The sequence below is a fragment of the Streptomyces sp. NPDC028368 genome, assembly GCF_055565615.1.
This window is the reverse complement of the sequence record NZ_JBVHTY010000010.1, coordinates 69,371-93,596: the sequence shown is the minus strand read 5'-3', so window position 1 is coordinate 93,596 and position 24,226 is coordinate 69,371. Positions and strand designations below refer to the sequence as shown.

Sequence of the window (24,226 nt, the reverse complement as noted above, 5' to 3'; positions counted from 1 at the left end):
TCCGGTGCCGCCTATCGCCCGGTACCGCCGTAGACCACGGCCTCATCGCTCTCGGTGTCCAGACCGAAGGCGCTGTGTACGGCCTGTACGGCTTCCTTGACGTCATCGGCGCGGGTGACGACCGAGATGCGGATCTCGGAGGTCGAGATGAGCTCGATGTTCACGCCCGCGTTCGACAGCGCCTCGAAGAACGTCGCCGTGACGCCCGGGTTGGTCTTCATGCCCGCGCCGACCAGCGAGATCTTGGCGATCTGGTCGTCGTAACGCAGCGAGTCGAAGCCGACCGCGGCACGGGTGCGCTCCAGCGCCGCGACGGCCTTGCGGCCCTCGTCCTTGGGCAGCGTGAAGGAGATGTCGGTCAGTCCGGTCGACGCCGCCGACACGTTCTGGACGACCATGTCGATGTTGACCTCGGAGTCCGCGATGGCACGGAAGATCCGCGCGGCCTCGCCCGGCTTGTCCGGGACTCCGACGACCGTGACCTTCGCCTCGGAGGTGTCGTGTGCGACGCCCGAGATGATTGCCTGCTCCATCGGCTGGTCCCCTTGCGGTTCGTTGCTGACCCACGTGCCCTTGAGCCCCGAGAAGGAGGAGCGGACGTGGATCGGGATGTTGTAACGGCGTGCGTACTCGACGCAGCGGTGCAGCAGCACCTTGGATCCGGAGCTGGCCAGCTCCAGCATGTCCTCGAAGGAGATCCAGTCGATCTTCCGGGCCTTCTTCACGACCCGCGGGTCGGCGGTGAAGACACCGTCCACATCGGTGTAGATCTCACAGACCTCGGCGTCCAGCGCGGCCGCCAGCGCGACGGCGGTGGTGTCCGAGCCGCCCCGCCCCAGCGTCGTGATGTCCTTCTTGTCCTGGGACACACCCTGGAAGCCGGCGACGATGGCGATATTGCCCTCGTCGACCGAGTCCTTGATCCGGCCCGGCGTGACGTCAATGATCCGTGCCTTGTTGTGCACGGAGTCGGTGATGACGCCGGCCTGGCTGCCGGTGAAGGACTGCGCTTCATGGCCGAGGTTTTTGATCGCCATCGCCAGTAGCGCCATGGAGATCCGCTCTCCGGCGGTCAGCAGCATGTCGAACTCGCGCCCCGACGGGATCGGGGACACTTCCTGAGCGAGATCGATCAGCTCGTCCGTCGTGTCGCCCATCGCCGAAACCACGACGACCACCTGGTGGCCGTTCTTCTTGGCTTCGACGACTCGCTTGGCAACGCGCTTGATGCCCTCGGCATCCGCAACGGATGAGCCGCCGTACTTCTGCACGACAAGGCCCACGTGCGCTCCTCGCAACTGTCTCTTCGGGAGTTTCCTCCCGGACCCCCGGAAATGGGGGTACTGCGGTCGGCTCAGTTTACCGAGCAAGCGGACTCCGCCCCGCGAATACCGCATCGTGAGACACGAAACTCATCTGGTGACCGCTGTCCGGAGCACCGTGAGCGCCGCGTCCCGGCGGCGGATCCGCGCGGCGCATCCTCACGCCGGCTCGGCCAGCACATGCCCGCTACGGGCCCGAGCACACAGGAACGTAACTCAGGTCACATGCCCCGGGCCATACGCACGCACCGGGCGCTCACGTCCCCTGCAGCCCCAGCGGCCCCGCGATCTCCGCCGCCATGACCTTTCCGGCCTCCTCGGCGAGCCGCTCCTCGTCGCCGTCGGTGCCGCCCATGGCACTGTCGGTGTCCAGACCGTCCAGCTCGTCCAGCGGCTGGTCGAGGCGTACGTGGGCGACCAGCGACTGCAGGGCGCGCAGCGCGGCCGAGGCGGTCGGGCCCCAGTTCGTGAGGTAGGAGAACTGCCACCACCACAGGGCTTCGCTGATCCGGCCGGCGCGGTAGTGCGCCAGGCCGTGCCGCAGGTCGGTGACGATGTCGGCGAGATCGTCGGAGATCCGGCAGGGCACCGGCTCCGCGCGCGGCACATACGGGTCGAAGACCTCGGAGTAGACGTCCACCGGGTCGAGCATGGCCGCGAACCGCTCCCGCAGGTCGTCCACGTCCGGCTCCGGGCCGCTGTCCGGCTCGTAGCGCTCGTCGGGAACGATGTCCTCGTGGGCGCCCAGGCGGCCGCCGGTGAGCAGCAGCTGGGAGACCTCCAGCAGCAGGAAGGGCACCGCGCTGTCCGGCTCGTCGCCCTTGGCGACCTCCGTCACGGCGACGATGAAACTCTCGATCGAGTCGGAGATCGATACGGCGAAGTCGTCCGGGTCCTGTGTCGCGTTGTGCAGCGTGGCATCAGACATCGAGAAGTCTCCTCCCTTCGAAGGCCCGCCCGAGCGTGACCTCGTCTGCGTACTCCAGATCGCCGCCGACCGGCAGCCCGCTCGCCAGTCGCGTCACTCTCAAGCCCATGGGTTTGATCATGCGGGCCAGGTACGTGGCCGTGGCCTCGCCCTCCAGATTCGGGTCGGTGGCCAGGATCAGCTCGGTGACGCTGCCGTCCGCGAGCCTGGTCAGCAATTCCCGTATCCGCAGGTCATCGGGGCCGACGCCCTCGATCGGGCTGATCGCCCCGCCAAGGACGTGGTAGCGGCCGCGGAACTCGCGGGTCCGCTCGATCGCCACGACGTCCTTGGGCTCCTCCACGACGCAGATGACCGCCAGATCGCGCCTCGGGTCCAGGCACACCCGGCACTGCTCCTCCTGCGCGACATTGCCGCACACGGTGCAGAACCGGACCTTCGCCTTGACTTCCATCAGCGCGTTCGCGAGCCGGCGGACATCGGTCGGCTCGGCCTGAAGAATGTGGAAGGCGATCCGCTGCGCGCTCTTGGGACCGACGCCGGGCAGCCTGCCCAATTCGTCGATCAGGTCCTGAACCACGCCTTCATACACGGAACGTCTTCTTTCTCTTCTGCCGTGCTGCGTACGCTAGTTGGCTACTCCTCAGAAGGGGAGACCGGGGATGCCACCGCCGCCCAGACCCTGGGCGAGGGGGCCGAGCTTCTGCTGCTGCAACTGCTGGGCGCCGGCATTGGCGTCCCGGACCGCCGCGAGGACGAGGTCGGCAAGCGTCTCGGCCGTCTCCTCGGCGGAGTCGGTGTCGATCGCCTTGGGGTCGATGACCAGACCCTGGAGCTCACCGGAGCCGGTCACCGTCGCCTTGACCAGACCGCCGCCCGCGGAACCCTCGACGGGTGTCTCCGCCAGCTCCTGCTGGGCGGCCGCGAGGTCTTCCTGCATCTTCTGGGCCTGCTGAAGCAGCTGCTGCATATTGGGCTGACCACCGGGGATCACGACGTGACTCCTGCCATACGACAACGATTTGGTGCGGTAGCCCGAGCCTACGTGTTTCGCGCCCGGCGCGCCCTACGCCGTACGGAGGAGCCCGGATATGCCCCGTAGGCCCCCGTGCGCGCCGTGGTCCGGGGCCGGTTCATGGCGATCGGGGCGAGGGAATACCCGCCCGTAACCGCCGCCTGACCGCTCCCCATGACGGACCGCAACGCCCCGCGACAGCCCGTCATCCACGGACTTCCGCGGCTGCGCCGTCACCCGCTGCCGTCCCTCTTCACGCACCGTCGCCCCCGCTCATCATGGTCCGCTCACTCGTTGTTGTTGAACTCTTCCACCACCGTTGCGCCCAGCTCCCGCACGATCAGGTCGTGGCCGCTGAGGGCGGAGTCGACCAGGTCCGGGTCGTCCTCGGCCGGCATGTCGTACTCGATCGACATCGGCGGGGGCTCCGGCGGGGTGTAGGAGGGCTCCGCCGCGGAACCGCTCCGGCCGCCGCCGGCGGACGCCGAGGGGGCCACCGCCTCGCGCGCCATCCGCGCGCCCTGGCCGCCGCCGGTCCCTCCGCTCTGGCCGCCCTGCCCGCCGCCTTGCCCGTACTGCCCGCCGGCGCCCTCGGACGCCGCCGGGGCGCTCTGCTGGGGCGGCTGCGGCGCGTACTGCTGCGGCGCGGCGGGCGCCCCGCCGCCGAAGCCGCCGCCCGCTCCGCCACCGCCGCTACGGGGCGCACCACCGGCCGGCGGATTGGCGCCGCCCGACGGGTCGACGATCGCCTCGACCCGCCACTGCACCTGGAACCGCTCGGCCAGCACGTCCTTGAGGACTTCCTCGCTGCCGCCGTTGGCGAAGCTGTCGCGCGCACCGGCATTGGGGAAGCCGATCTGCAGGGTCGTGCCGTCGAATCCGGACACCTGAGCGTTCTGACTCAGCAGGATCCATGTGAAGCGCCGGCGGCCCTTGACCGCATCCAGAATGTCCGGCCACATCTGCCGCACCTGTGCGGCTCCCTGCGCCGGTGCCGCCTGCGGCTGCTGCTGTACGGGGGCGGGAGCGCCGGCAGGCGGTCCGGCGGGGGCCGGAGGCCCGGCGGGCGCACCGCCTTGCGCTCCTTGGCCCCCCTGCCCCGGCGTCACGGCCGACGGCCAGCCGCCGGGCTGCCGCCCGCCGCCACCGCCGCCACCCCCACTGCCGGTGCTTCCGGTGCTGCCGGTGCTGCCGGGCCACGCCCCGGGCCGCGCGGGCGCACTCGCCTGCGGGCCGGCCTGCGGCGCTGCCGCGTCTCCCCCGCCGGCCCGCTGCTGCTCGCCACCGGAACCGGCAGCCGGCCCGGCGGGCGCCTCCTCGGCAGCCGGTGCGGCCTGCGAAGGCCCTGGTCCCTGCTCCGGGGCGGCCTGCGGCACCTGAGCCGCCGGCACTCCGGCCCCCGCCCCCGTCTGCGTACCGTTCCCGCTTCCGCTTCCGTTCCCGCTGCCGCCGCCCGTCGCCCCGCGCACCGCGGCCCGCGCGGCCGCCGGTCCGGACGGGCCCGCGGGCGCCGCCACCGGATGGGCTTCCGGCCCCGGCACATACCCGGCCGCCGGCCCGCCCCCGGAAGAAACCACCGGCGCCCCCGCCCCGAGGCCACCGCCCCCGGCCGGTACGCCGCTCATGCCGGCCGGCGCCATCGCACCCGCGCCGCGCTCCAGCCGGTCCAGCCGCGCCTGCACCGACCGCTCGTCGTCGTACGCCGCGGGCAGCAGCACCCGCGCGCAGATCAGCTCCAGCTGCAGCCGCGGCGAGGTCGCCCCGCGCATCTCCGTCAGGCCCGTATTGACCAGATCGGCGGCCCGGCTCAGCTCCGCCGCCCCGAACACGGACGCCTGCGCCGTCATCCGCTCGACAACGTCACCGGGGGCGTCGATCAGCCCCTTCTCCCCCGCGTCCGGGACCGCCGCCAGGATCACCAGGTCGCGCAGCCGCTCCAGCAGGTCGGCAACGAACCGCCGCGGATCGTTGCCGCCCTCGATGACCCGGTCCACCATCTCGAAGGCCGCCGCCCCATCCCCCGCGGCGAACGCCTCCACGATCGAGTCCAGCAGCGACCCGTCGGTGTATCCCAGCAGGGCCGTCGCCATGGCATACGTCACACCATCGGCGGCCGCACCGGCGAGGAGCTGATCCATCACGGACATCGAGTCACGCACGGACCCGGCGCCCGCCCGGACGACCAACGGCAGCACGCCGTCCTCGACCGGGATCTCCTCCTGCCCGCACACCTGCCCCAGGTACTCGCGCAGCGTCCCCGGCGGCACCAGCCGGAACGGGTAGTGGTGCGTACGCGACCGGATCGTCCCGATGACCTTCTCGGGCTCGGTCGTCGCGAAAATAAACTTCAGATGCTCCGGCGGCTCCTCGACGACCTTCAGCAGGGCGTTGAAGCCCGCCGAGGTCACCATGTGCGCCTCGTCGATGATGTAGATCTTGTAGCGACTCGACGCCGGCCCGAAGAACGCCTTCTCCCGCAGCTCACGGGCGTCGTCCACGCCACCGTGCGACGCCGCGTCGATCTCGATCACATCGATGGAGCCCCGGCCGTTCCTCGCCAGGTCCACACACGACTGGCACGTGCCGCAGGGCGTGGGAGTGGGACCTTCCTCACAGTTCAAACACCGCGCCAGGATCCGCGCACTGGTCGTCTTGCCGCAGCCGCGCGGCCCGCTGAACAGATACGCGTGGTTGACCCGGTTGTTCCGCAACGCCTGCTGCAACGGATCGGTCACGTGCTCTTGCCCGATGACCTCGGCGAAGGTCTCGGGTCGGTAGCGGCGGTACAGCGCGAGGGACGACACGCATACGACGATATCGGGCCCCACTGACAACCGGCCCTTCCCCAAGCTCTTGGCTTCTCCCCCAGTGCCTTGAGGGCCTGGGCGGTACCCCCAAGAGCAGGGGGGACCCCGTTCGCCAACGCAAGCGCCCCCCACGCACCCGCCAGAGCCGACCTACCCTTGCTGCCTTCCGGCCCTGGGGGAGTTCAGTCAGATAGCGCCACGTGAGGGGCTGAGCCCCACACTAGCTGATCCCCCACCCCAAAAACGAACCCGTCCCCCGCCCACTCCCCGCCCCGGCCCCGTCCGCCGGATGATGTTCGCGAGCACTCCCCAACGTCTTGTATTGTTTGCGGCGGAGGATTCGCCTAGTGGCCTAGGGCGCACGCTTGGAAAGCGTGTTGGGGGCAACCCCTCACGAGTTCGAATCTCGTATCCTCCGCCATTGCTCTCACCGGGCAATACGTCGAAGGGCCCCACCGCTTGCGGTGGGGCCCTTCGACGTTCTCCGTCTCAGTTCTTCCCGTCTCAGTCGGCTCTCGTCTCAGCCGGCCTCGGACGGCGCCCCCCGTGCGCAATCAGCCTCCAGGAGGCGCCGACTGCGCACGGGGGGGGCGGCGCCATCAGCGCACCGCAAAGTACGTCTGGCCTGCCCTCTGGTTGCCGTGGTGATTGCAGGTGCCTCTGCGGGGCCGGCGTCGATCATCGGCGGTTGAGCGCGGCGCGGCACACGCCGCAGTACGCAGTACATGGCCGCGTCCCGCCCGTAGCGGCGCAGCAGCGGTCCGCAATCGGCGCCCGGTCCCGGCTCCCGGACCGGGCGGCCGCGGGCAGCCGGAGCCGCGGCCCGTCGGCGGGCGTGATCAGCGCCGGTCGCGCCCGCTGCACCGGCATCCGGCATCCGGCATCCGGCATCCGGGCATCCGGGCATCCGGGCATCCGGGCATCCGGGCATCCGGGCATCCGGGCATCCGGGCATCCGGGCATCCGGGCAAGGCTGATGCCACCGGTCGGCTGCACCAGGTCATGAACGGGCCGGGTAGCGGCCCGGCGATACCGGGGAGCCGGTCCGCCCCTGTTCGCTCACGGTCACCGGCACTTGTGGTGACGGCACTTGGGGCTCGTTGTCGGGGCGCCCGGCGTGGGGGCGGGAGAGGGGGCCGTCCTCTTGCCGGCCTTGCCGGTCCTGCCGGTCTTTCCGCCCTTCTTGGCGGGGGTGGCGGACGGGGAGGGCGTGGGGACGCCTGGCTCGTCGGTGCCGTGGCCGAGGGGGACGGCGGTGGGGAAGGGGGCGTCGGGGAGGCCGGCGAGGGCGTCACTCATGTACCGGGTCCAGATTTCGGTGGGGATGTCGCCGCCGAACACCTTCTGCAGGCCGCCGACGCCCACCAGGGACTGCAGCTGGGGGTGGGTCGCGTCCTCGCGGAAGAGGACCACGGAGGTGGCCAGTTGGGGGGTGTAGCCGACGAACCAGGCCGAATGGTAGTCGTCGGTGGTACCGGTCTTGCCCGCGGCCGTCCTGCCGAGGGCCTTGGCCTTGGTGCCGGTGCCCCGGGCTATGACGCCCCGGAGGACGTCGGTCACGTTGTCGGCGATGGCCGGCGGCAGCGCCCGTACGGGGGCGGGGGCGGTGAAGCCGGGGAGTGCGGAGCCGTTGTGGGTCACCTTGGTCACCGAGTAGGGGGTGGCCCGCATACCGGAGGCGGCGAAGGTCGAGTAGGCGCCTGCCATGCGAATGGTGCTCGGTGTCGAGGTACCGATGTAGAAGCCGGCGCTGGGGGCGGCGAGGCTGCTGTGGCGCAGGCCGAGGGCTTGCGCCGTCCTCGCCACGTTCCGGTAGCCGACGTCCTCTCCCAGTTGCACGTACGGCGTGTTGACCGACTGCTCCATCGCCTTGCGCAGCGAGATGTAGCCCCAGTGGTGGGGGGTGTCGTTGTGCTGGTGGAGGAGGCCGGTGGGGTCCTTGTCGTCGGTGACGTAGGCGCCCTGCCGGTCCTTGATCTTGATGCCGTCGTCACCGTTGAACTTGCTGGCCGGGGTGATCGGCGCCGGGGGCTTGCCGGGTTGCAGTGCAGCTCGGTGCTGGAGCGCGGCGGCGAGGACGACGGGTTTGAACGTCGAGCCCACCGGGACGCCGGAGGTGTCGGCGTTGTCCGAGTAGTGGGCGTGGTCGTAGCCCGGGCCGCCGTAGACGGCGAGGATCCTGCCGGTCGTGGGGTCGACCGAGGCGGCTCCGACCTGGACGTCCCGGTCGACCGACCGGTGGGCGGGGTCGAGGCGTTGCGCACGGACCCTGGCGACGGCCCTGGCCAGTCCTGCGGTCCGTTTCCTGTCGAATGTGGTGTGTATTTGGTAGCCGCCCCTGCTCAGGCTGCTGTCGGTGATGTTCGGGTTGTGCGCCTGGGCGTACGACCGGGCGAGCTGGACCAGGTAGCCGGTCTGGCCCGGGAGGCCCGAACCGAGGGTCCACTTCCTGGGTGCCGGGAATCCTGCGGCCGCGTACCGTGCGCGCTGCTGCGGCGTCAGCTTGCCGGTCTTCACCATCCGGTCGAGTACCCAGGACCAGCGCGCCTTTGCCTTCGCCTTGGCCGTGGGGTCGGAGTCCGCGTGCTGGAAGAGGCTCGGCTCGTTGACCGCCGCGGCGAGGAAGGCTCCCTGGCTCGCATTGAGCTTCTGCACCGGAAGGCCGTAGTACGCGCGGGCCGCGGCCTGGATGCCGTTGGCCTGCCGGCCGAAGTAGCAGGTGTTCAGATACCCCTGGAGGATCCGCTGCTTGCTCATGGCGGCGCCGATCTTGGTGGAGATCAGCAGTTCCCTGAGCTTCCGCGAGACCGTCTGCGACTGGTCCAGGTAGGTGTTCTTGACGAACTGCTGGGTGATCGTCGACCCGGACTGCGCGGTGCCGCCCTCGGCCATGTGGACGACGGCGCGGAGGATGCCTTGCGGGTCGATGCCCGGGTCGGTGTAGAAGGAGGCGTTCTCCGCGGCGATGAAGTCCCACCGCACATCGGCGGGGACCTGCGAGATCCGGATGTTCTGCCGGTTGACGCTGCCGTCGGTCGCCAGGACCGTGCCGTTCGACCAGTAGTAGACGTTGTTCTGCAGCAGTGCCGTGGGGTTGGGGTCGGGGATGGTGACCGTGGCGTAGGCATAGCCGACGGCCGCTGCCGTGGCGCCGAAGAACAACAGCAAGAGCGCCAGCAGTTGACGCAACGACGGCAGCCAGCGGCGCGGGCCCGTCCTGTCCTGGTGCGGGTAGTCGATCCACCGTCTCTTGTCCGGCGCCGCTCTCCGGGCACGGCGTGACGTGCCCGGTCCGGGGGGTCGGTGCGGTGAGGGACGGTCGCCCGTGGTGCGGACACCCTCGGCAGGCGTGCCGCCGTTGGACTGCTGCGACGGTCGGCGCCGGTGTCCGCTCATGGGCTCGGATCACTGTCCTCTCGGTAAAACCCGGTACAACTCGGTATAGCTCAGTACGACTCGGTGCAATTCAGTACGACTCAGTACGGCTGCGACGTCTCGTGCGGTGCGGGCTGCCGGAAATCGTTGTGGGGTGGGGGCTGCCAGTAATCGTTGTGGGGTGGGGCGGTGGAAGGGCTGTCGAACGGTTCCGGCTGGTGGACGGGGTCGTACGGCCCCGGTCGGTGGAAGTCGGCGTACGGTTCCGGCTGGTGGAAAGGGTCGTACGGCCCCGGCTGCGGCAAGCCGTCGTACGGCGCCGCGTGCGCAGCGCCGGGATCCTGCGGAGGCAGGTCATGGCCGGGCGCCTCCGCACCCACCGGGGCCCGGAGGCTGCCGTACCGCTCCATGCGCTGCCATCTCAGGCGGGAGCCCGAAATGGCGGTGAAGACGGACTGGATCACCACCAGGTACATCAGCTGCCGGTAGACGAACTGCTGCAGCGGCAGGCTCCACAGCGGACCGGGCCGTTCCCCGTCCAGGCGGAACGCGTACCGGCCCATCAGGAGTTGCAGCAGCAGGAAGCCCAGCCAGAGCCCGATGATCCGGACCGGGTCGAGGAAGAGCAGCCCGTACACGGCAAAGATGTCCACGACGGGGGCGAGCAGGGGCAGCAGGACCTGGAAGAGGAGGAGGTAGACCAGGCCGCGTCGGCCGAGTTTCCCGGCGGCGCCGCGCTGCACCAAGGCGCCGCGGTGCTTCCACATCGCTTGCAGGGTGCCGTAGCACCAGCGGTAACGCTGCCGCCACAGGGCGTTCAGTGAGGCGGGCGCCTCCGTCCAGGCCACCGCGCCCTCCTCGTAGACCACGCGCCAGCCGGCGCGGCACAGCGCCATGGTGAGGTCGGTGTCCTCGGCGAGGGTGACGTCACTGACGCCGCCCAGGGCGAGCAGCGCCCGGCGGCGGAACGCGCCGACCGCCCCCGGGACGGTCGGCATGCACTCGGCGAGGTCGAACAGGCGGCGGTCGAGGTTGAAGCCGACCACGTACTCGATGTGCTGCCAGCGGCCCAGCAGGCCACCGCGGTTGACGACCTTGGCGTTGCCCGACACGGCGCCCACCCGGGGGTCGGCGAAGGGCTGCACGATCGTGCGGACGGTGTCGGATTCGAAGACCGTGTCGCCGTCGACCATGACCACCAGCTCGCACGAGGCGGCGGCGAGTCCCGTGTTGAGCGCGGCGGGCTTGCCCGCGTTCTGCTGTCGGATCACCCGCACCCCCGGCAGGTGGAGCGACTCCACCAGGTCGGCGGTGCCGTCGGTGGAACCGTCGTCCACCACGATGATCTCCACCGGATGGTCCGAGGCGAGCAGTGAGCGCACGGCCGCCTCGATCCCGGCGCTCTCGTTGTACGCGGGGACGATGACGCTGACCGGTTCGGTCACCGGCGGCCCCCAGGACCGGCCGCGGGGCCCCGTCCGCAGCCGCCGGTGCCGGCGGGCCGCGATCAGCAAGACCGCCACGCGCAGCACGCTGATCGCTCCGGCCGCGTACATCAGCACGCCGAGCAGCCACACGGTCCAGTCGCCGGCCTGGAGCAGCCCGATGAGGGCCTTGCCTTGCAGATGGTCACCGAGCCCGGCGCGGTGGAGCGTCCCAGCCATGCCGACCGAGGCGCCGACCGTGGTGAACCGGAAGCCCTCGGTCTTGAGCCGTGGAATCAGGGCGCTCAGCGCGGCAACCGTCCCCGACCGGTCACCGCCGCCGTCGTGCATCAGCACGATCTGCCCGGCACGGCCGTGGGGTGTGGCACGGGCGAGGATGCGGTGCACACCGGGGCGCTGCCAGTCCTTGGCGTCCCGTGTGGAGAGCACCGTGACATAGCCCTCCCTGTCCGCCTGCTCGAGGACGGACCAGTCGGCATCGTCCAGCGCGTCGTTCTCCGAGGAGTACGGCGGCCTGAGCAGTGCGGTGGTGACCCCCGCGGCGCCGGCCACCGCCAGCTGCGTCTCCCGCAGCTCCAGGGAACGCTGCCAGGGGGCGAGGCGGGCCAGGTCGGGGTGGGTGAAGGTGTGGATACCGATCTCGTGGCCCTCGGCGACGATCCGGCGGACCAGCTCCGGGTGGGCCACGACCTGGGTTCCGACGACGAAGAACGTCGCGTGCACATGGTTGCGGCGCAGTACGTCCAGGATGCGCGGCGTCCAGACGGGGTCGGGGCCGTCGTCGAAGGTGAGCGCGATGGAGCGGTCCTTGACCCTGGCGGTGTGCGCAGAGGTGGCGGCGTTTGCGATCACGGGGCCGCCGTGGGTCACCTGACCGGGCACCGCCTCGCTCCGTCCCCGGGCGCCGGTCACGGCGTCCGAGGTGATCCCGAACATGTGGTGGGTGTAACCCTGGAGCAGGAGGGCCAGCGACAGGGTCACCGCGAGCACGCTCAGCAGGAGCCAGTGGGCGCGGGGTGTGATCGGGCGGGTGCGGCCGTGGCGGCGGGCAGGAGCGTTGCGGTGTCGGCGGTCGGTCACGTCAGGGCCTTGGATCACTTCACGGGCTTGTGGGACGAGCCGAGGGCGCGGCCCTTGGGAGCGGGGGCGGTCGTGATGGGGGCGGCGGTCGTGGCGGGCGCAGCCGTGGACCGGGACGCGGCCGCAGGGTCGGCGGAGGCTGCCGGCCGGGCGGTGGGGCTGGGGGCTTTCCGCCCCGCTGTGCCGGAGTTCTTCTGCGCCGCGGTCGGGCTCGCGCTCCGCGCCGGGTCTCCGGTGCCGGACGAGGGGTCGGATGCGGTCGCCCTGGGCCTTGCCGAGTGCGCGGAGTCCGCGTGCGGGACGAACGGAGAGCCGATGCTGGGGCCGCCCAGCATCGTGCTGATCAGCACGGCGACATAGCCGCCGGCGGGGATCACCAGCAGCCGGGCGGCTCGGAGCACGCGGCGCTGGCGTCGCCCCGAGGAATCGACGAAGACGGGCCGCGCCGACTCGCTCGTGGGCGTGTCGGGTTCTGGCACGGGGTGGCCGGGTGCGTCGAACACCGGAAGCTGCGCTGTGTCGGATACCGGGAGCTGCGCTGTGAGGACGTCACCGTGCGGGGAGTCCCACGCCGTCATGGTCCGCCCCGTCGGGTACGTCCACTGCGCGGGCTGCGCCCCGCCCCAGGGCGGCGAGGCCGAGTCGGTGGTGACGCCCGTTACGCCCCCTCCGTACTCGTGGCCATAGGCGTACTCGTGGCCATAGGCATAGGTGTAGCCGGCACCGCCGTACGGATCCTCGCCGTACACCGCTCCGCTTTCGTCCGTCCACCGCACGAGTCGTGTCCCCTGTCCTGGCCGACCGACGCGGTCGCCCGCAAAGAAAGAGCGAACTCGGCCCGAAGTGTTACACCTGGCCCTCACGGGACGGATGAAGTCTCCGGAAAGGTGTGATCCGGACAAGGTGCGAGCAGATGTGCCGATACCCGCCTCAGGCCGGCACCCGCTTCACCACCGCGTCATCCCCGACGCCCGCCGCCGGTCCGGTGCATGTGGGGCGGCCGGGGGCCCGTGGAGTGGGCGGGCTCCCAGCCGCCCGTCCCTCTCCGAGCCGCTCGCAGGGGGGGAGTCCACAGCGGCCCGGAGAGGGGTCCGGCGGTGCCGGCATCCGGCAGGGGTTCGCCGTCGGCCTGCCCGGTACCGACCCCGGTACTCAGCCAGCGCACGACCGGCGCGAAACGTCACACCGCCGGGGCAGTGCCGGTCGCGCACCGCCGTAGGCACACCGATGGACTGCGGCGACGGCGTGAAGGACCACTGGATGTTGTGACACTTTCGCGAAGGCAGACGCTGTTTCTCATGGGCGGTCGTTGCGTCCGGAGCGCGGCGGACGACACGGACCCGCTATCAACCCGGTGCGAACGAGGACAGTCTTGGGCCAGGAAGGGCAACCCCGGCGCGCAAAGCCGTACGACGGGGAATTGGGTGCAGCGGTCACGCGAGCCCAGGACGGCGATGATGCCGCTTTCGCGGTGGCCTACCGGCTCGTGCAACCGGGCCTGCTCGGCTATCTGCACGGGCTGGTCGGCGAGGACGCGGAGGACGTGGCCTCCGACGCCTGGCTGGAGATAGCCCGCGACCTCGGACGTTTCAAGGGGGACGGGGCCGGGTTCCGCGGCTGGACCGCGGCCATCGCCCGGCACCGGGCACTGGACCATCTGCGCCGCCAGCGCGTGCGGCCCCGGGCCGGCGGGACCGAACAGGACGTACTGAACCTGCCCGGACCGCACAACACCCATGACCAGGCCCTGGAGTCCCTCTCCACCGAGCAGGCCCTCGAACTGGTTCGCGGGCTGCCGCGGGACCAGGGCGAGGCGGTGCTCCTGCGGGTCGTCGTGGGTCTGGACGGTCCCGCCGCTGCACGCGTCCTCGGCAAGCGTCCGGGAGCGGTGCGCACGGCCGCCCACCGGGGCCTGAAACGTCTCGCCCGCCAGCTGGGCGTCGGCGGCGACGCGGACGAGGGTGTGACGGATGAGGCTTCCCGAACGCTGGGAAAGTCGAAATGAACGACGAAGGCGACAGCGGGCGGCCAGAAGGCACCGGGCCCCGGCACCTCAACGAATCGAAGCGGTCGGACAGGAGCGGAAGCGGACATGGGTGAACGGCTGAGCGGCGATGGAGCTCCGGTCCGTCACCGGCATGGGCACCCTGACGGCAGCGTCTCCGGCCCGTGGGACGTGCAGGACTCCGCCACGCTGGAATCAGTGTTGGGCGCCGCCATCCGCACAGACCGCCTCGACCCCGAGGCCGAGCAGCGAGCCCTGGCCTCCTTCCGGGCCGCCGCCCACGGCGCGGGCGAGCGCCGGGCACGTACCCGGCGCCGGGACGACTGGCGGCCGCGCGAGGAGCGGAGTGTCCGGCGCCCGGTGCGGATGACGTTCGGCGTGGTGTTCGCCGGCCTCACGCTGGGCGGTGTCGCGGTCGCGGCCGTCGGTTCGGCCGGCTCGTCCGCCGGCGGTGCCGGTACCGGCCGGGGGACCGCGCGCCCCTCTGCGGTCGCCCCGGACCAGCCGGGCGGTACGGCCTCGCCGTCGTCCTCCGGCCGCCCCGGCCCCACGGACCGCCCCTCCCCCGCCCAGGACGCCGAGGCCCACTGCCGGGCCTACAAGCAGATCGAAGGGCGCGGCAGAGCACTCGATGCGACGGCCTGGCAGCGGCTCGTCGCGGCCGCCGGCGGAAAGGACAAGGTCGCCGCGTACTGCTCCGAGCAGCTGACGCGTGCGACGGCCGCGCCGAGCGGCCCGGCCGGCACGGGCAAACCCGGCAAGGGCGCCGCGAAAACCGGCAACGGCACAGCAGGGAACACCGGCGCCTCCGGCAACGGCACGCCCGACGCCAACCCCGGCGCCACGCACAGCGCGACCGGGAACGGCCGGACAGACGAGGGAAACGGCGGCGGGGAGCACCATTAGCCCCGCCCCTGAGCAGGCAGAACGGCCCCAGCTGAACCCCCGGACGAAGACTTGGAAAGCGTGTTGGGGGCAACCCCTCACGAGTTCGAATCTCGTATCCTCCGCCATTGCTCTCACCGGGCGTTGTCCGTCTGCGGCGCAGTAGGCCGCGGTTCACGGAAGCGGGATGCCGGCCGGGGCGGCGGCGTGAACCGGGTGCGGTCCGCCGGGCGATAGAGAGGGCGTGAGACTGTTCCGCCCCGTGGGGGCAGACCGAGAGCCGGATGACGATGGGGTGCTGCTGCGTGCCGTGGCCCGGGGGGACCAGGGTGCGTTGGCTGCGCTCTACGACCGGCATGCCGGTTGGCTGCATGCGCGGCTGACGCGGCGGTGCGGGGATCCGGAGACGGTGCGCGAGGTCCTTCAGGACACGTTTGTCGCCGTGTGGCGGTCCGCCGGCACGTACCGGGGCGGTGAATCCGGTGGCTGGCTGTGGGTGATCGCGGCGCGGCGGCTGGTGGATGCGCAGCGGGCGCACGCACGGGCCGAGCGCATCGCGTACGAGCCGCCGGCGGCTGCCGCGTCCGCCGAGGACCGGGTCCTGGCCGGGCTGGAGTATGGGGATGTGGGCACGGCCCTCGACCGGATCTCGCCGGAGCTGCGCGAGGTGCTGCGCGCCACGGTCGTCGACGGCCTGACCACCCGCGAAGCGGCGCTGGTGCTCGGGATACCGGAGGGCACGATCAAAACCCGGGCCATGCGGGCCCGCCGTGAACTGCGCGCCGTCCTGGCCCAGTTGTCCGATGGCGGTTCGCCGGTGGGAGATCTCGCATGACGCGCATGATGGGGAAAAACGCCCGCCCGGGTGAGCTGCGGCGGGGCGCCGCGCCTGCGGTGTGGCATGTGGATGCGGCGATGAGCGCGCGGTATGCGGCCGGGTCCCTGCCCGAGGCGGACGCGTGGTCTCTGGAGAAGCACGTGGAGGCATGCACCCGGTGTGCGGCCATGGTGTCGGGGGCCGTCCGCGCGACGGGTGGTGCGGCCGGGGACGCGGCGGAGGTACTGGCGGAGGTACGGGAATCGTTGCTGCTCGCGGTGGCGGAGGCGGGGACGGGGACGGGGACGGCACGCTCGGTCACGGAGGCCGGGGCGGCGGGTGCGATCGCGGAGGCCGGGAAGGGCGACGCGGGCGCGGGTTCCTCCCGGCGCGTCTTCCCTGCCCTAGGGCGTCGGTTCGGGCGGGTGGTCTGGGCCGCCGGGCCGGGGCTGCGGGGGTCGTGGGTGGTCGCGCTGCTGCTGGTGTGTGCCGCGGCCGCGGGGCTGGCGTACGGAGCCGGGTTCGACGGTGCGCGTCCCGTGCTGCTCGCGCTCGCCCCGGTGCTGCCGCTTGCCGGCGTGGCGCTCTCGTACGGGCCGCATGCCGATCCGATGTATGAGATCGGCGCCGCGACGCCGTCCGGCGGGCTGCGGCTGCTGCTGACCCGCACCGCCGCCGTGCTCGGAGTGAGCCTGCCGTTGCTCACCGCGGTGGGTGCCCTGCTGCCGGACACCCCGGGGGTGCCGGGCGCCGCGGCCTGGCTGCTGCCGGGGCTGGCCCTGACGCTGGGAGCGCTCGCGCTCGGCTCGTACGTCGGGTGCCGGGCCGCCACCGGGGTCGTCGCCGCGGGCTGGACGGCGGCGGTGGTGCTGCCGGTCCTCGCGGCGCGTGGCGAAGGCGGGGGCGGGGGGATCGTCCCGGTGGCCGCGCTCGCCGGGCAGCTGGCGGAGTACCTCTCCGGGCCTGCGGTGCAAGGCGGTTGGGCGGTGGCCGGCGCGCTCTGCGCGGGGCTGCTCGCCCTGCGCCGCCATTCCTTCGACTTCGGCCCGGCCTCCGGCCGGGGCTCGCGCCTCGACCGTCTGGAGAATCTGTGATCACCACACCCGCTGACAGCACCGGCGCCGGCACCATAAGTGTCACCGGGCTGCGTGTCCGGCACCGCAGAACCGTTGCGCTTGACGGCATCGATCTCGACTTCGGCCCGGGAGTGCACGGGCTGCTGGGCCCGAACGGCGCCGGCAAGACCTCCCTGATCCGGGTACTGGCCACGGTCGCGCGCCCCGACGGCGGACGCGTCGAACTCCTGGGCCGCGATCTGTCCGGCCACCGGGAACTGGCGGCGGCCCGGCGCCGACTCGGCTATCTGCCGCAGGACTTCGGGTACTACCCGGGTTTCACCGTGCGGGAGTTCGTCGCGTACGTGGCCTGGCTCAAGGAGATGCCGGGCGCCGAGGCCGGGGCGGCGGTCGAGCGGGCCGTGGCGCGGGTCGGGCTCGCGGACCGTATCGACGCCAAGGTCAAGACGCTGTCGGGTGGCATGGTGCGGCGGGCCGGTATCGCGCAGGCCATCGTCAACGATCCGGCCGTGCTGCTGCTCGACGAGCCGACCGCCGGTCTCGATCCTGAGCAGCGGGTCGAATTCCGTTCGCTGCTGCAGGAGCTGGGCGCGGCAGGCACCGTGATCGTCTCCACCCATCTGGTGGAGGACGTGGCGGTGGCGTGCACCGAGGTGACCCTCGTCGAGTCCGGACGGGTGGCTTATCGCGGTACGCCTGCCTCGCTGGCCGAGCTCGGCGAGAGCGCGGACGGTACGGGCATCGGCGGCAATCCCATCGAGCGCGGCTACACGGCGGCCCTGCGCGGCCACCGGGCCGGCGCGGCGCCCGCCGCGGGGGTGCGACGATGACCGCCCCGGCCCTTTCCCGTCCGCCCGCCGCACGCGCTCCGCGACGGGGCCGGCGCACTCATCACCCGCTGTACGCCGAGCTGCGCAGCGGTCCCGCCCGCTGGGCCGCGCTCGCGATGTCCTTCACTCTCCTCGTGCCCACGGCGGTGAAGTCGGCCTATTGGCAGGGGAGTTGGCACGAGACGCAGGATCAGTTGCAGACCGTGGCCGCGCTGCTCGGCGGCCCGTTGGCCGCGGCCGCGGGGTGCTGGCAGGGCGGCAGGGAGCGCCGGTCGCGCACGGCGGAGCTGCGGGTTTCCGGTGCCAGGGGTCCGCTCGCGCAGTTCCTGGTGGCGGCTGGGCCGGTGGTGGTCGGTGCCCTCGTCGGCTACGCGGTTGCCGTGGCCGGGGCGCTGCTGGCCACCTGGCCGTATGTCTCGGCCGGTCGGCCGCTTGCCGGGCCGCCGGCGGCGGACGCGGTGTTCCTGACCGCGATGACGCTGGGCGGCATGGTCGTCGGACGACTGTGGCGGTGGCGGCTCGCCGCGCCCGCGCTCGCCGTCTGCGCGTATGTGGCGCTCGGCTTCCCCACCTACCAGATGTCGCCGGTCCGCTACCTCAGTCCGGCCACGGTCCAAGGAGCCGACGTCGTGCCGGTCTGGTGGGAGCCGTTGGCGATGGCCGTGTGGACCGGCGGTCTCGCCGGCGCCGCCGTCGTCGCGTACACCGTCCGCCGCCACCGGTACGCCGCCTTGCTGCCACTGGCCGTCGCGGTCGCCGCCGCCGTGGTCGTCGTGCGGACCGGAGACGGCATGTGGCGCCCGGACCCGCTCGCGAAGACGCAGGTGTGCAACGACTCGTCTCCACGGGTGTGTGTCAACGGGCTGGACAGCGGCCTGTTGCCGGAGGTCTCGCGCGCCTTGTCGGGGATCACCGGGCGGCTCGACGGGGTGGCGAACGTCCCCGTCCGCTTCGAGGACCGGCACCGTGCTCCGCACCGTGGCGAGGCGCAGCTGCCCCAGCTCTTCCTCGGCCAGAGCGTCGTACGCGGCAAACTGGCCGATCCGGAGCGCTTTGCGTGGGAGGCCGCGGCCGGGTTGGTGTGGCGCAACTGCGAGTCGTCCGGTGACACCCGCACCGACGGCGTCGTACGGGACTGGCTCGTCTCCAACGGCCTCAGTGACCGCAGGCGCAGGACCGACGCGGCACAAGCCCGCGAGTGGGGCGACAAGGCGGCGATTGCCGGCACCGAGGCCGATGCACGGTCCCTGGCCCGCCTTACGCACATGAAGGACGGCCAGCGGCGCGCCTGGCTCGGCCGTTACTTCGCGACCGCCGGCAGCTGCGATCCAAACGAGGTGCCCGCACTGTGATGCGCGACAGCGACGGATCCGCGTACGCGCCGACGTACGGGTACGCCCTCTGTGCCCGCTCGCGGGCCCTGCCCCTCACCGTGGCCACGCTCCTCGGCACCGCGGCCCTGGCCGCCCTCTGCGCACACGGGCTGAACGCCTATATCGACCCGTACCGGCGGGTGCCGGTCGTGGCACTCGCGCCGATGCTCGCCGCCTCGGCGATCGGCACCAGCCTGTACCAGCACTCCGCGGAGCTGGACCGGACGGCCGTGCGGCCCGCGTGGCCCCGGCGGCTGGCCCATCTGCTGGCGCTGACCGCGCTCGCCGTCGGCACCCTGGTGCTTGCCGTGCCGGGGCACGCGCAGGAGTTCGGCGCCCTGGCGATGGCCCGCAACCTGGTGGGGGCGGTGGGGATCACGGTGGCGGCCGCCGCCGTGATCGGCGCCCGGCTGAGCTGGCTGCCGACGGTGGCGTATCTCAGCGCGGTGTACTTGGCGGGTGGTGGCGTCCCCGGCCGGGCCGCGACGGTATGGGCCTGGGCCACGCAGCCGGGGCCGCAGCCCGCGGCATGGGCACCCGCGGTCGGCGCCTTCGTCGTGGGCGCGGCGCTCTATGCCGTACGCGGGGCGCGGCCGGAGAGCCGGTGACAGGGCGATTACGGATCGGCAAACCTCCGCCCAGATGGCACGCTGCGGGCGGGCGCGGCCAAGGACGTGGACCTCGATCTGGGCTGCATGATCAGGTTCCGCGATGGCGGCAAGACCGTGGTGCAGGGTCTCGGAAACGCGTTCGGTGCGGTGGACCGTCACCCGTATGTGGCGTTGGACGCCGATGACCGCACCGGCGCGCGGGCAACGGGCGAGAACCTCGTCATCAATCTCGACCACCAGGCCGAATTCTCCAAGCTCCTGCTCTTCGTCTATATCTACGACGGCTCGGGGGACTTCGCCGGCCTCGATGCGGTGGTGACCCTCACCTCCGACCGCGGCGATCGCTTCGAGGTACGTCTCGACGAGTGCCCGCCGCAGGCGCATGCGTGCGCGATCGCCCTGATCAAGCGGCAAAAGGACGAACTCGTCGTGGGGCGCGAGGTGCGGTGGTTCACCCCGCAGGACGGTCCGGGTGTCCAGGACGTGATCTCCCGGGCGTACCGGCTGGGCATGAAGTGGACGCCCGGGAGGAAGTAGCGGGGCGGCCCCGGCGAGGTTCACTGGCGACTGCCGGGACCGGGAGTCCGTCATACAGTCATCTGATACCCCGGCGTGGTGCGCCTCCGACACGGCGGGGCGCAAGATACATATGACGTATGGCCCGAATCTCCGGCCGCTTTCCGTGGCTACCGTCGGGGCGCTGGTTCCCCCGTCGGCGCGGCGGCGACGGCCGGCGTGAGCGACGCGGGAGCTCGCCGAAGCCGTCGGCGCGGCGCCTGCGCTCGGTGGCGCGCACGCACAGCGTCGCCAGTCAGATGTTCGTGCTGCAGGTTCTCATCGTGCTGCTGCTCGTGGTGGCCGCGGTGACCACATTGCTGGTCCAGTCGCGGAGCGACCGGTTCCAGGGGGCCCGCGATCGTTCGCTCGCCGCGGCCGAGTCCTTCGCGCACGCCCCGGGTCTGGTGCAGGTCCTGCGCGGCCCCGACCCGTCCGCGGTGCTGCAGCCGCTGACCGAGGCCGCCCGCAAGAAGGGCGGCGTCGACTTCATCGTCGTCATGAACCGCGCCGGCATCCGCTATACGCACCCCAAGCCGAAGGAGATCGGGAAGCATTTCGTCGGCACCATCGCGCCTTCGCTCGCCGGTCGCATCACCATCGAAAGCGTCTACGGCCCGCTCGGCCACGAAGTGCAGGTGGTCGTCCCGGTGACCGACTCGCGCGGCAGAGTCGTGGGCATGGTGTCGTCGGGCATGCAGGTCCGGCACGTGAGCAGCGCGATCGACCGGCAGCTGCCGGTCGTGCTCGGCGCCGGGGCCGCCGCGCTCGCCCTGGCCACGGGCGGCACGGCGCTGGTGACCCGCCGGCTGCGGCGCCAGACCCAGGGGCTGGGCCCGGTGGAGATGGCCCGCATGTACGAGCATCACGACGCGGTGCTGCATGCCGTGCGCGAGGGCGTGCTCATCGTCGACGCGGACGGGCGGGTCCTGCTGGCGAACGACGAGGCGCGCCGGCTCCTCGGCCTGGCCCCGGACGTGGAGGGGCACCGCGTCACCGATCTGGGACTCGACGACCGGACCGCCGAGCTGCTGGCCTCGGGGCGGCCGGTCACCGACGAGGTGCTCCCGGTCGGGGACCTGCTGCTGGCGGTGAACATCCGGTCCACGGACCGCAGGGGAGGGCCGCCCGGCAGCGTGGCCACACTGCGGGACTCCACCGAACTGCTCGCCCTCGCGGGAAAGGCGGAGGCCGCCCAGAGCCGCCTGCGGCTGCTGTACGAGGCGAGCGTGGCCATCGGCACCACCCTCGATGTGCAGCGCACCGCCGAGGAGCTGACCCAGGTCGCGGTGACCTGGTTCGCCGACTTCGCCACGGTCGACCTCGCCGAGCCCGTCCTGAGCGGCGAGGAGCCGCCGACGATGGCGTACAGCGAATCGCCCGAACTGCTCCGTGTGGCGCTCGCCGGTGTCAGCGACGACCATCCCCTCTACCGGACGGGCGAGCTCCACGCGTACCCCGCACCCACCCCGATGGCCGCGGGCTTCATCTCCGGCCAGTCCGTGCTCGTACCCGATGTGCGGGACGCCGAGAACTGGCGCGCCCAGGACCCCGAACGCCTCGAGCTGGTCCTGAACTACGGATGCCAGTCGCTGATCACCGTGCCGCTCCAGGCGCGCGGCGTCCACATGGGGGTCGCCAACTTCTGGCGTACCCGGGAGAGCGCCCCCTTCGAAGAGGGTGATCTGTCCCTGGCCGAGGAGATGGCGGCGCGGGCCGCCGTGTGCATCGACAACGCGCGCCGCTACACGCACGAGCACGCCATGGCCGTCACGCTGCAGCACAGCCTGCTCCCCCGCGGTCTGCCCGAACAGAACGCCCTGGACATCGCCCACCGCTACCTGCCCGCGCAGACCGGGGTGGGCGGCGACTGGTTCGACGTCATCCCGCTGCCGGGCGCCCGCGTCGCCCTGGTGGTCGGCGATGTGGTCGGCCACGGGCTGCACGCCGCCGCCACGATGGGCCGCCTGCGCACAGCGGTGCAGAACTTCTCCACCCTCGACCTGCCGCCCGACGAACTGCTCAGCTATCTGGACGAGTTGGTCAACCGCATCGACCAGGAGACGGCCGAGGCGGACGAGGAAGCCATGATCGCGGGCGCCACCTGCCTGTACGCGATCTACGACCCCTCCTCCGGGGTGTGCAGCCTGTCCCGGGCCGGCCATCTCCTGCCGGCGCTGGTGCACACCGACGGCAGCGTGCAGTTCCCCGAACTCCCCGGCGGCCCGCCGCTCGGCCTCGGAGGCCTGCCCTTCGAGGCGGTGGATCTGCGGCTGCCCGAGGGCAGCAGCCTCGTGCTGTACACCGATGGTCTCGTCGAGGACCGCACCCGGGACATCGACACCGGGCTGCGGATCCTCGCCACGGCGCTGGCACACGCCGACCGGACGCCTGACGAGACATGTGAGGCCGTCCTGGACGCCCTGCTCACGGACCGTCAGCGCGACGACATCGCCCTGCTCATCGCGCGCACCCACCTTCTGCCCCCCGACCGCATCGCCGACTGGGAGGTCCCGTCCGACCCCGCGGCCGTGGCCGACGCACGCGCGGACATCACCGGGCAACTGACGCAGTGGGGCCTGGAGGAAACGGCCTTCACCACCGAGCTCATCCTCAGCGAGCTCATCACCAACGCCATCCGCTACGCCACCGGCCCGATCCGCGTACGTCTGCTGTACGACCGCACCCTGATCTGCGAGGTCTCCGACACCAGCAGCACCTCCCCGCACCTTCGGTACGCCGCGGCGGAGGACGAGGGCGGCCGCGGCCTCTTCCTCGTCTCCCAGCTCGCCCAGCGCTGGGGCACCCGCTACACACCGGGCGGCAAGATCATCTGGGCGGAACAGGCGCTTCCGTGAGCAGGGCGGCGGTCCCGTCGCCTACGGGGTGCCGGCGCGCAACTCCCCCACCCCGCCGCCGTCGTCCAGCCGGGCGATCCGGCGCTGCGCGGCGAACGCCGCGGCCGGGTACCGCGGGTCCGGGCGCAGCGCGTACTCGCGCAGGCAGGCCTCGGTGAACTTGATGACATGCTCGTCGCCGTGTTCGGCGGCGCGTGCCCCCAGTTCGGACATCGACGGCAGGGTGTCGGGGATCTCCGGCCGTCCCACCGCCGTGCCCTCCGCGCCCCGGTCGACGGTGAAGGCCAGCAGGAACGCCGCCTGTACCTGCCACAGCCGGGCCACCGTCTGCGCGTGCACCTCGTACGGCAGGTGCGGGAGCACCATGCGTACGGCGGCGGGTGCGGTGACGCCGTGGATCAGCGGGACCGGGTACACCTCGGGGTGGCCGAGGTAGACGTCGGCGAACTGGGCCGTCATCTCGCTCAGCAGCCGGGGTGCCTGTTCGGGGGACAGCCACTCCAGCGCGTCGTGGTAGCCGGGGAGCCGGTCGAGCGAGTCCAGCCGGTCGCGGACGGTGCCCGGACGCAGGCCGCCTTCCTGGGGCACCCGGGGCAGCGCGGCGACCGCGGCGGACAGCTCGTACGGACCGTGCAGCCGCGGGCGGCCGGGCAGCTCGGTGTAGCGGGCGGCCCAGTACGCCAACCCCCGGGCCAGTTCGGTCAGTTGCAGCCCGGCCGGCTTGTCGTCGGCGGCGTACAGGCCGCGTACCGCGTGGGCGGTACGGATGAGGCCGTGGGTCAGCCCGGCGAACAGGCCCGGAATCAGGCGCGGCCACCAGCGGGCGAGCACGTCCCGCCAGTGCGCCTCGGCCAGTTCGCGGACGAAGAGTCGCTCCCAGTCCCCGGCCCGGCGGAAGTCCCCGAGGACGGGGCGCCAGGAGGATTCGTCCGCGGGGTCCAGGGCGAAGCGGGCGGCGGGCGGTTCGTGGTGTGCCATCGCGCGCCGGTAGCGGCCCACCCACCGGGCGACCTCGTCCTCCTGTCCCAGCAGGGCGAGCGCCTCGGCTCCCATCGGGCCGTGGTTGGCGAGATCGACCCCCTGCCCGCGCTCGTACCCGAGGTCATCCATCCGTTCCAGCGCATCGTTGACCGCGTCGCGGTAGCTGATCGACGACATGTGGCCACCCCACTTCCGGTTCCTGCCGCAGTCCTGCTGCGGCCCCGCTTCCTCACCGCATCACGGATGAGTCGGCAAACCCAAAC

At 72.0% G+C, this 24,226-nt stretch carries 18 protein-coding genes, 1 tRNA gene and 1 other RNA gene; 10 read left to right on the top strand and 10 right to left on the bottom strand.

Features of this window, described 5'->3' with window-relative positions; translation table 11 throughout:
* Window positions 1-11: 11 nt before the first annotated feature.
* The 6 genes from ACZ4S3_RS23345 to ffs form a co-directional block, all read right to left on the bottom strand.
* Complete coding sequence (locus tag ACZ4S3_RS23345) at window positions 12-1,283, bottom strand: aspartate kinase (protein WP_403499081.1); 1,272 nt, start codon at window positions 1,281-1,283, stop codon at window positions 12-14.
* Between the two features lie 295 nt (window positions 1,284-1,578).
* A complete protein-coding gene (locus ACZ4S3_RS23340) occupies window positions 1,579-2,250 on the bottom strand; it encodes a DUF5063 domain-containing protein (protein ID WP_467937187.1) in 672 nt (223 codons plus the stop codon).
* Window positions 2,243-2,842: a recombination mediator RecR gene (recR, locus tag ACZ4S3_RS23335; protein WP_467937185.1), complete on the bottom strand. Its 600-nt coding sequence runs from the start codon at window positions 2,840-2,842 to the stop codon at window positions 2,243-2,245. The genes ACZ4S3_RS23340 and recR overlap by 8 nt, the downstream gene beginning before the upstream one ends.
* A 51-nt stretch (window positions 2,843-2,893) precedes the next feature.
* Entirely contained in the window at window positions 2,894-3,244 is a 351-nt protein-coding gene (locus ACZ4S3_RS23330) for a YbaB/EbfC family nucleoid-associated protein (protein ID WP_467937183.1), read from the bottom strand.
* Between the two features lie 308 nt (window positions 3,245-3,552).
* Window positions 3,553-6,069: a DNA polymerase III subunit gamma and tau gene (locus ACZ4S3_RS23325; protein ID WP_467937181.1), complete on the bottom strand. Its 2,517-nt coding sequence runs from the start codon at window positions 6,067-6,069 to the stop codon at window positions 3,553-3,555.
* A gap of 117 nt (window positions 6,070-6,186) precedes the next feature.
* An RNA gene (gene ffs / locus ACZ4S3_RS23320) (signal recognition particle sRNA small type) lies at window positions 6,187-6,285 on the bottom strand.
* Window positions 6,286-6,405: 120 nt separating this feature from the next.
* On the opposite strand from ffs, the gene ACZ4S3_RS23315 reads away from it, so the two are divergent.
* Window positions 6,406-6,493 (top strand) — tRNA-Ser (locus ACZ4S3_RS23315).
* Between the two features lie 644 nt (window positions 6,494-7,137).
* Here the strand turns inward: ACZ4S3_RS23315 and ACZ4S3_RS23310 are convergent.
* The 3 genes from ACZ4S3_RS23310 to ACZ4S3_RS23300 form a co-directional block, all read right to left on the bottom strand.
* Window positions 7,138-9,468: a transglycosylase domain-containing protein gene (locus ACZ4S3_RS23310; RefSeq protein ID WP_467937178.1), complete on the bottom strand. Its 2,331-nt coding sequence runs from the start codon at window positions 9,466-9,468 to the stop codon at window positions 7,138-7,140.
* An 80-nt stretch (window positions 9,469-9,548) separates the two neighbouring features.
* Window positions 9,549-11,972 (bottom strand): bifunctional polysaccharide deacetylase/glycosyltransferase family 2 protein, encoded by a 2,424-nt coding sequence (locus ACZ4S3_RS23305; RefSeq protein ID WP_467937176.1) that lies wholly within the window; start codon window positions 11,970-11,972, stop codon window positions 9,549-9,551.
* 14 nt (window positions 11,973-11,986) lie between these two features.
* Window positions 11,987-12,748 carry a hypothetical protein gene (locus ACZ4S3_RS23300; RefSeq protein WP_467937174.1) on the bottom strand — a complete coding sequence of 254 codons (762 nt, stop codon included), beginning with the start codon at window positions 12,746-12,748 and terminating at the stop codon, window positions 11,987-11,989.
* 596 nt (window positions 12,749-13,344) lie between these two features.
* Between ACZ4S3_RS23300 and ACZ4S3_RS23295 the strand changes: the two genes are divergently transcribed.
* From ACZ4S3_RS23295 to ACZ4S3_RS23255, 9 genes are all read left to right on the top strand, one after another.
* A complete protein-coding gene (locus ACZ4S3_RS23295; RefSeq protein ID WP_467937172.1) occupies window positions 13,345-13,977 on the top strand; it encodes an RNA polymerase sigma factor in 633 nt (210 codons plus the stop codon).
* A gap of 87 nt (window positions 13,978-14,064) precedes the next feature.
* The gene (locus ACZ4S3_RS23290) at window positions 14,065-14,883 is read left to right on the top strand and encodes a hypothetical protein (RefSeq protein WP_467937170.1); all 819 of its coding nucleotides are present in this window, start codon (window positions 14,065-14,067) and stop codon (window positions 14,881-14,883) included.
* A 223-nt stretch (window positions 14,884-15,106) separates the two neighbouring features.
* Window positions 15,107-15,697 (top strand): RNA polymerase sigma factor, encoded by a 591-nt coding sequence (locus tag ACZ4S3_RS23285; RefSeq protein ID WP_467937168.1) that lies wholly within the window; start codon window positions 15,107-15,109, stop codon window positions 15,695-15,697.
* A gap of 5 nt (window positions 15,698-15,702) precedes the next feature.
* Window positions 15,703-16,773 (top strand): zf-HC2 domain-containing protein, encoded by a 1,071-nt coding sequence (locus ACZ4S3_RS23280; protein WP_467937571.1) that lies wholly within the window; start codon window positions 15,703-15,705, stop codon window positions 16,771-16,773.
* Window positions 16,770-17,585, top strand: coding sequence for an ABC transporter ATP-binding protein (locus tag ACZ4S3_RS23275; protein ID WP_467937167.1), 816 nt, complete (start codon window positions 16,770-16,772; stop codon window positions 17,583-17,585). Before ACZ4S3_RS23280 ends, ACZ4S3_RS23275 begins: the two co-directional genes overlap by 4 nt.
* Complete coding sequence (locus ACZ4S3_RS23270; RefSeq protein ID WP_467937166.1) at window positions 17,582-18,937, top strand: hypothetical protein; 1,356 nt, start codon at window positions 17,582-17,584, stop codon at window positions 18,935-18,937. Before ACZ4S3_RS23275 ends, ACZ4S3_RS23270 begins: the two co-directional genes overlap by 4 nt.
* Window positions 18,937-19,566 carry a hypothetical protein gene (locus ACZ4S3_RS23265; RefSeq protein ID WP_467937165.1) on the top strand — a complete coding sequence of 210 codons (630 nt, stop codon included), beginning with the start codon at window positions 18,937-18,939 and terminating at the stop codon, window positions 19,564-19,566. Before ACZ4S3_RS23270 ends, ACZ4S3_RS23265 begins: the two co-directional genes overlap by 1 nt.
* Before the next feature lie 66 nt (window positions 19,567-19,632).
* Window positions 19,633-20,106 (top strand): hypothetical protein, encoded by a 474-nt coding sequence (locus ACZ4S3_RS23260; protein ID WP_467937163.1) that lies wholly within the window; start codon window positions 19,633-19,635, stop codon window positions 20,104-20,106.
* Window positions 20,107-20,384: 278 nt separating this feature from the next.
* Window positions 20,385-22,982, top strand: coding sequence for a SpoIIE family protein phosphatase (locus ACZ4S3_RS23255; protein WP_467937569.1), 2,598 nt, complete (start codon window positions 20,385-20,387; stop codon window positions 22,980-22,982).
* A 21-nt stretch (window positions 22,983-23,003) separates the two neighbouring features.
* Here the strand turns inward: ACZ4S3_RS23255 and ACZ4S3_RS23250 are convergent, their stop codons facing one another.
* Window positions 23,004-24,140, bottom strand: a complete 1,137-nt coding sequence (locus ACZ4S3_RS23250; RefSeq protein ID WP_467937162.1) for a questin oxidase family protein — start codon at window positions 24,138-24,140, stop codon at window positions 23,004-23,006.
* Window positions 24,141-24,226: the final 86 nt, after the last annotated feature.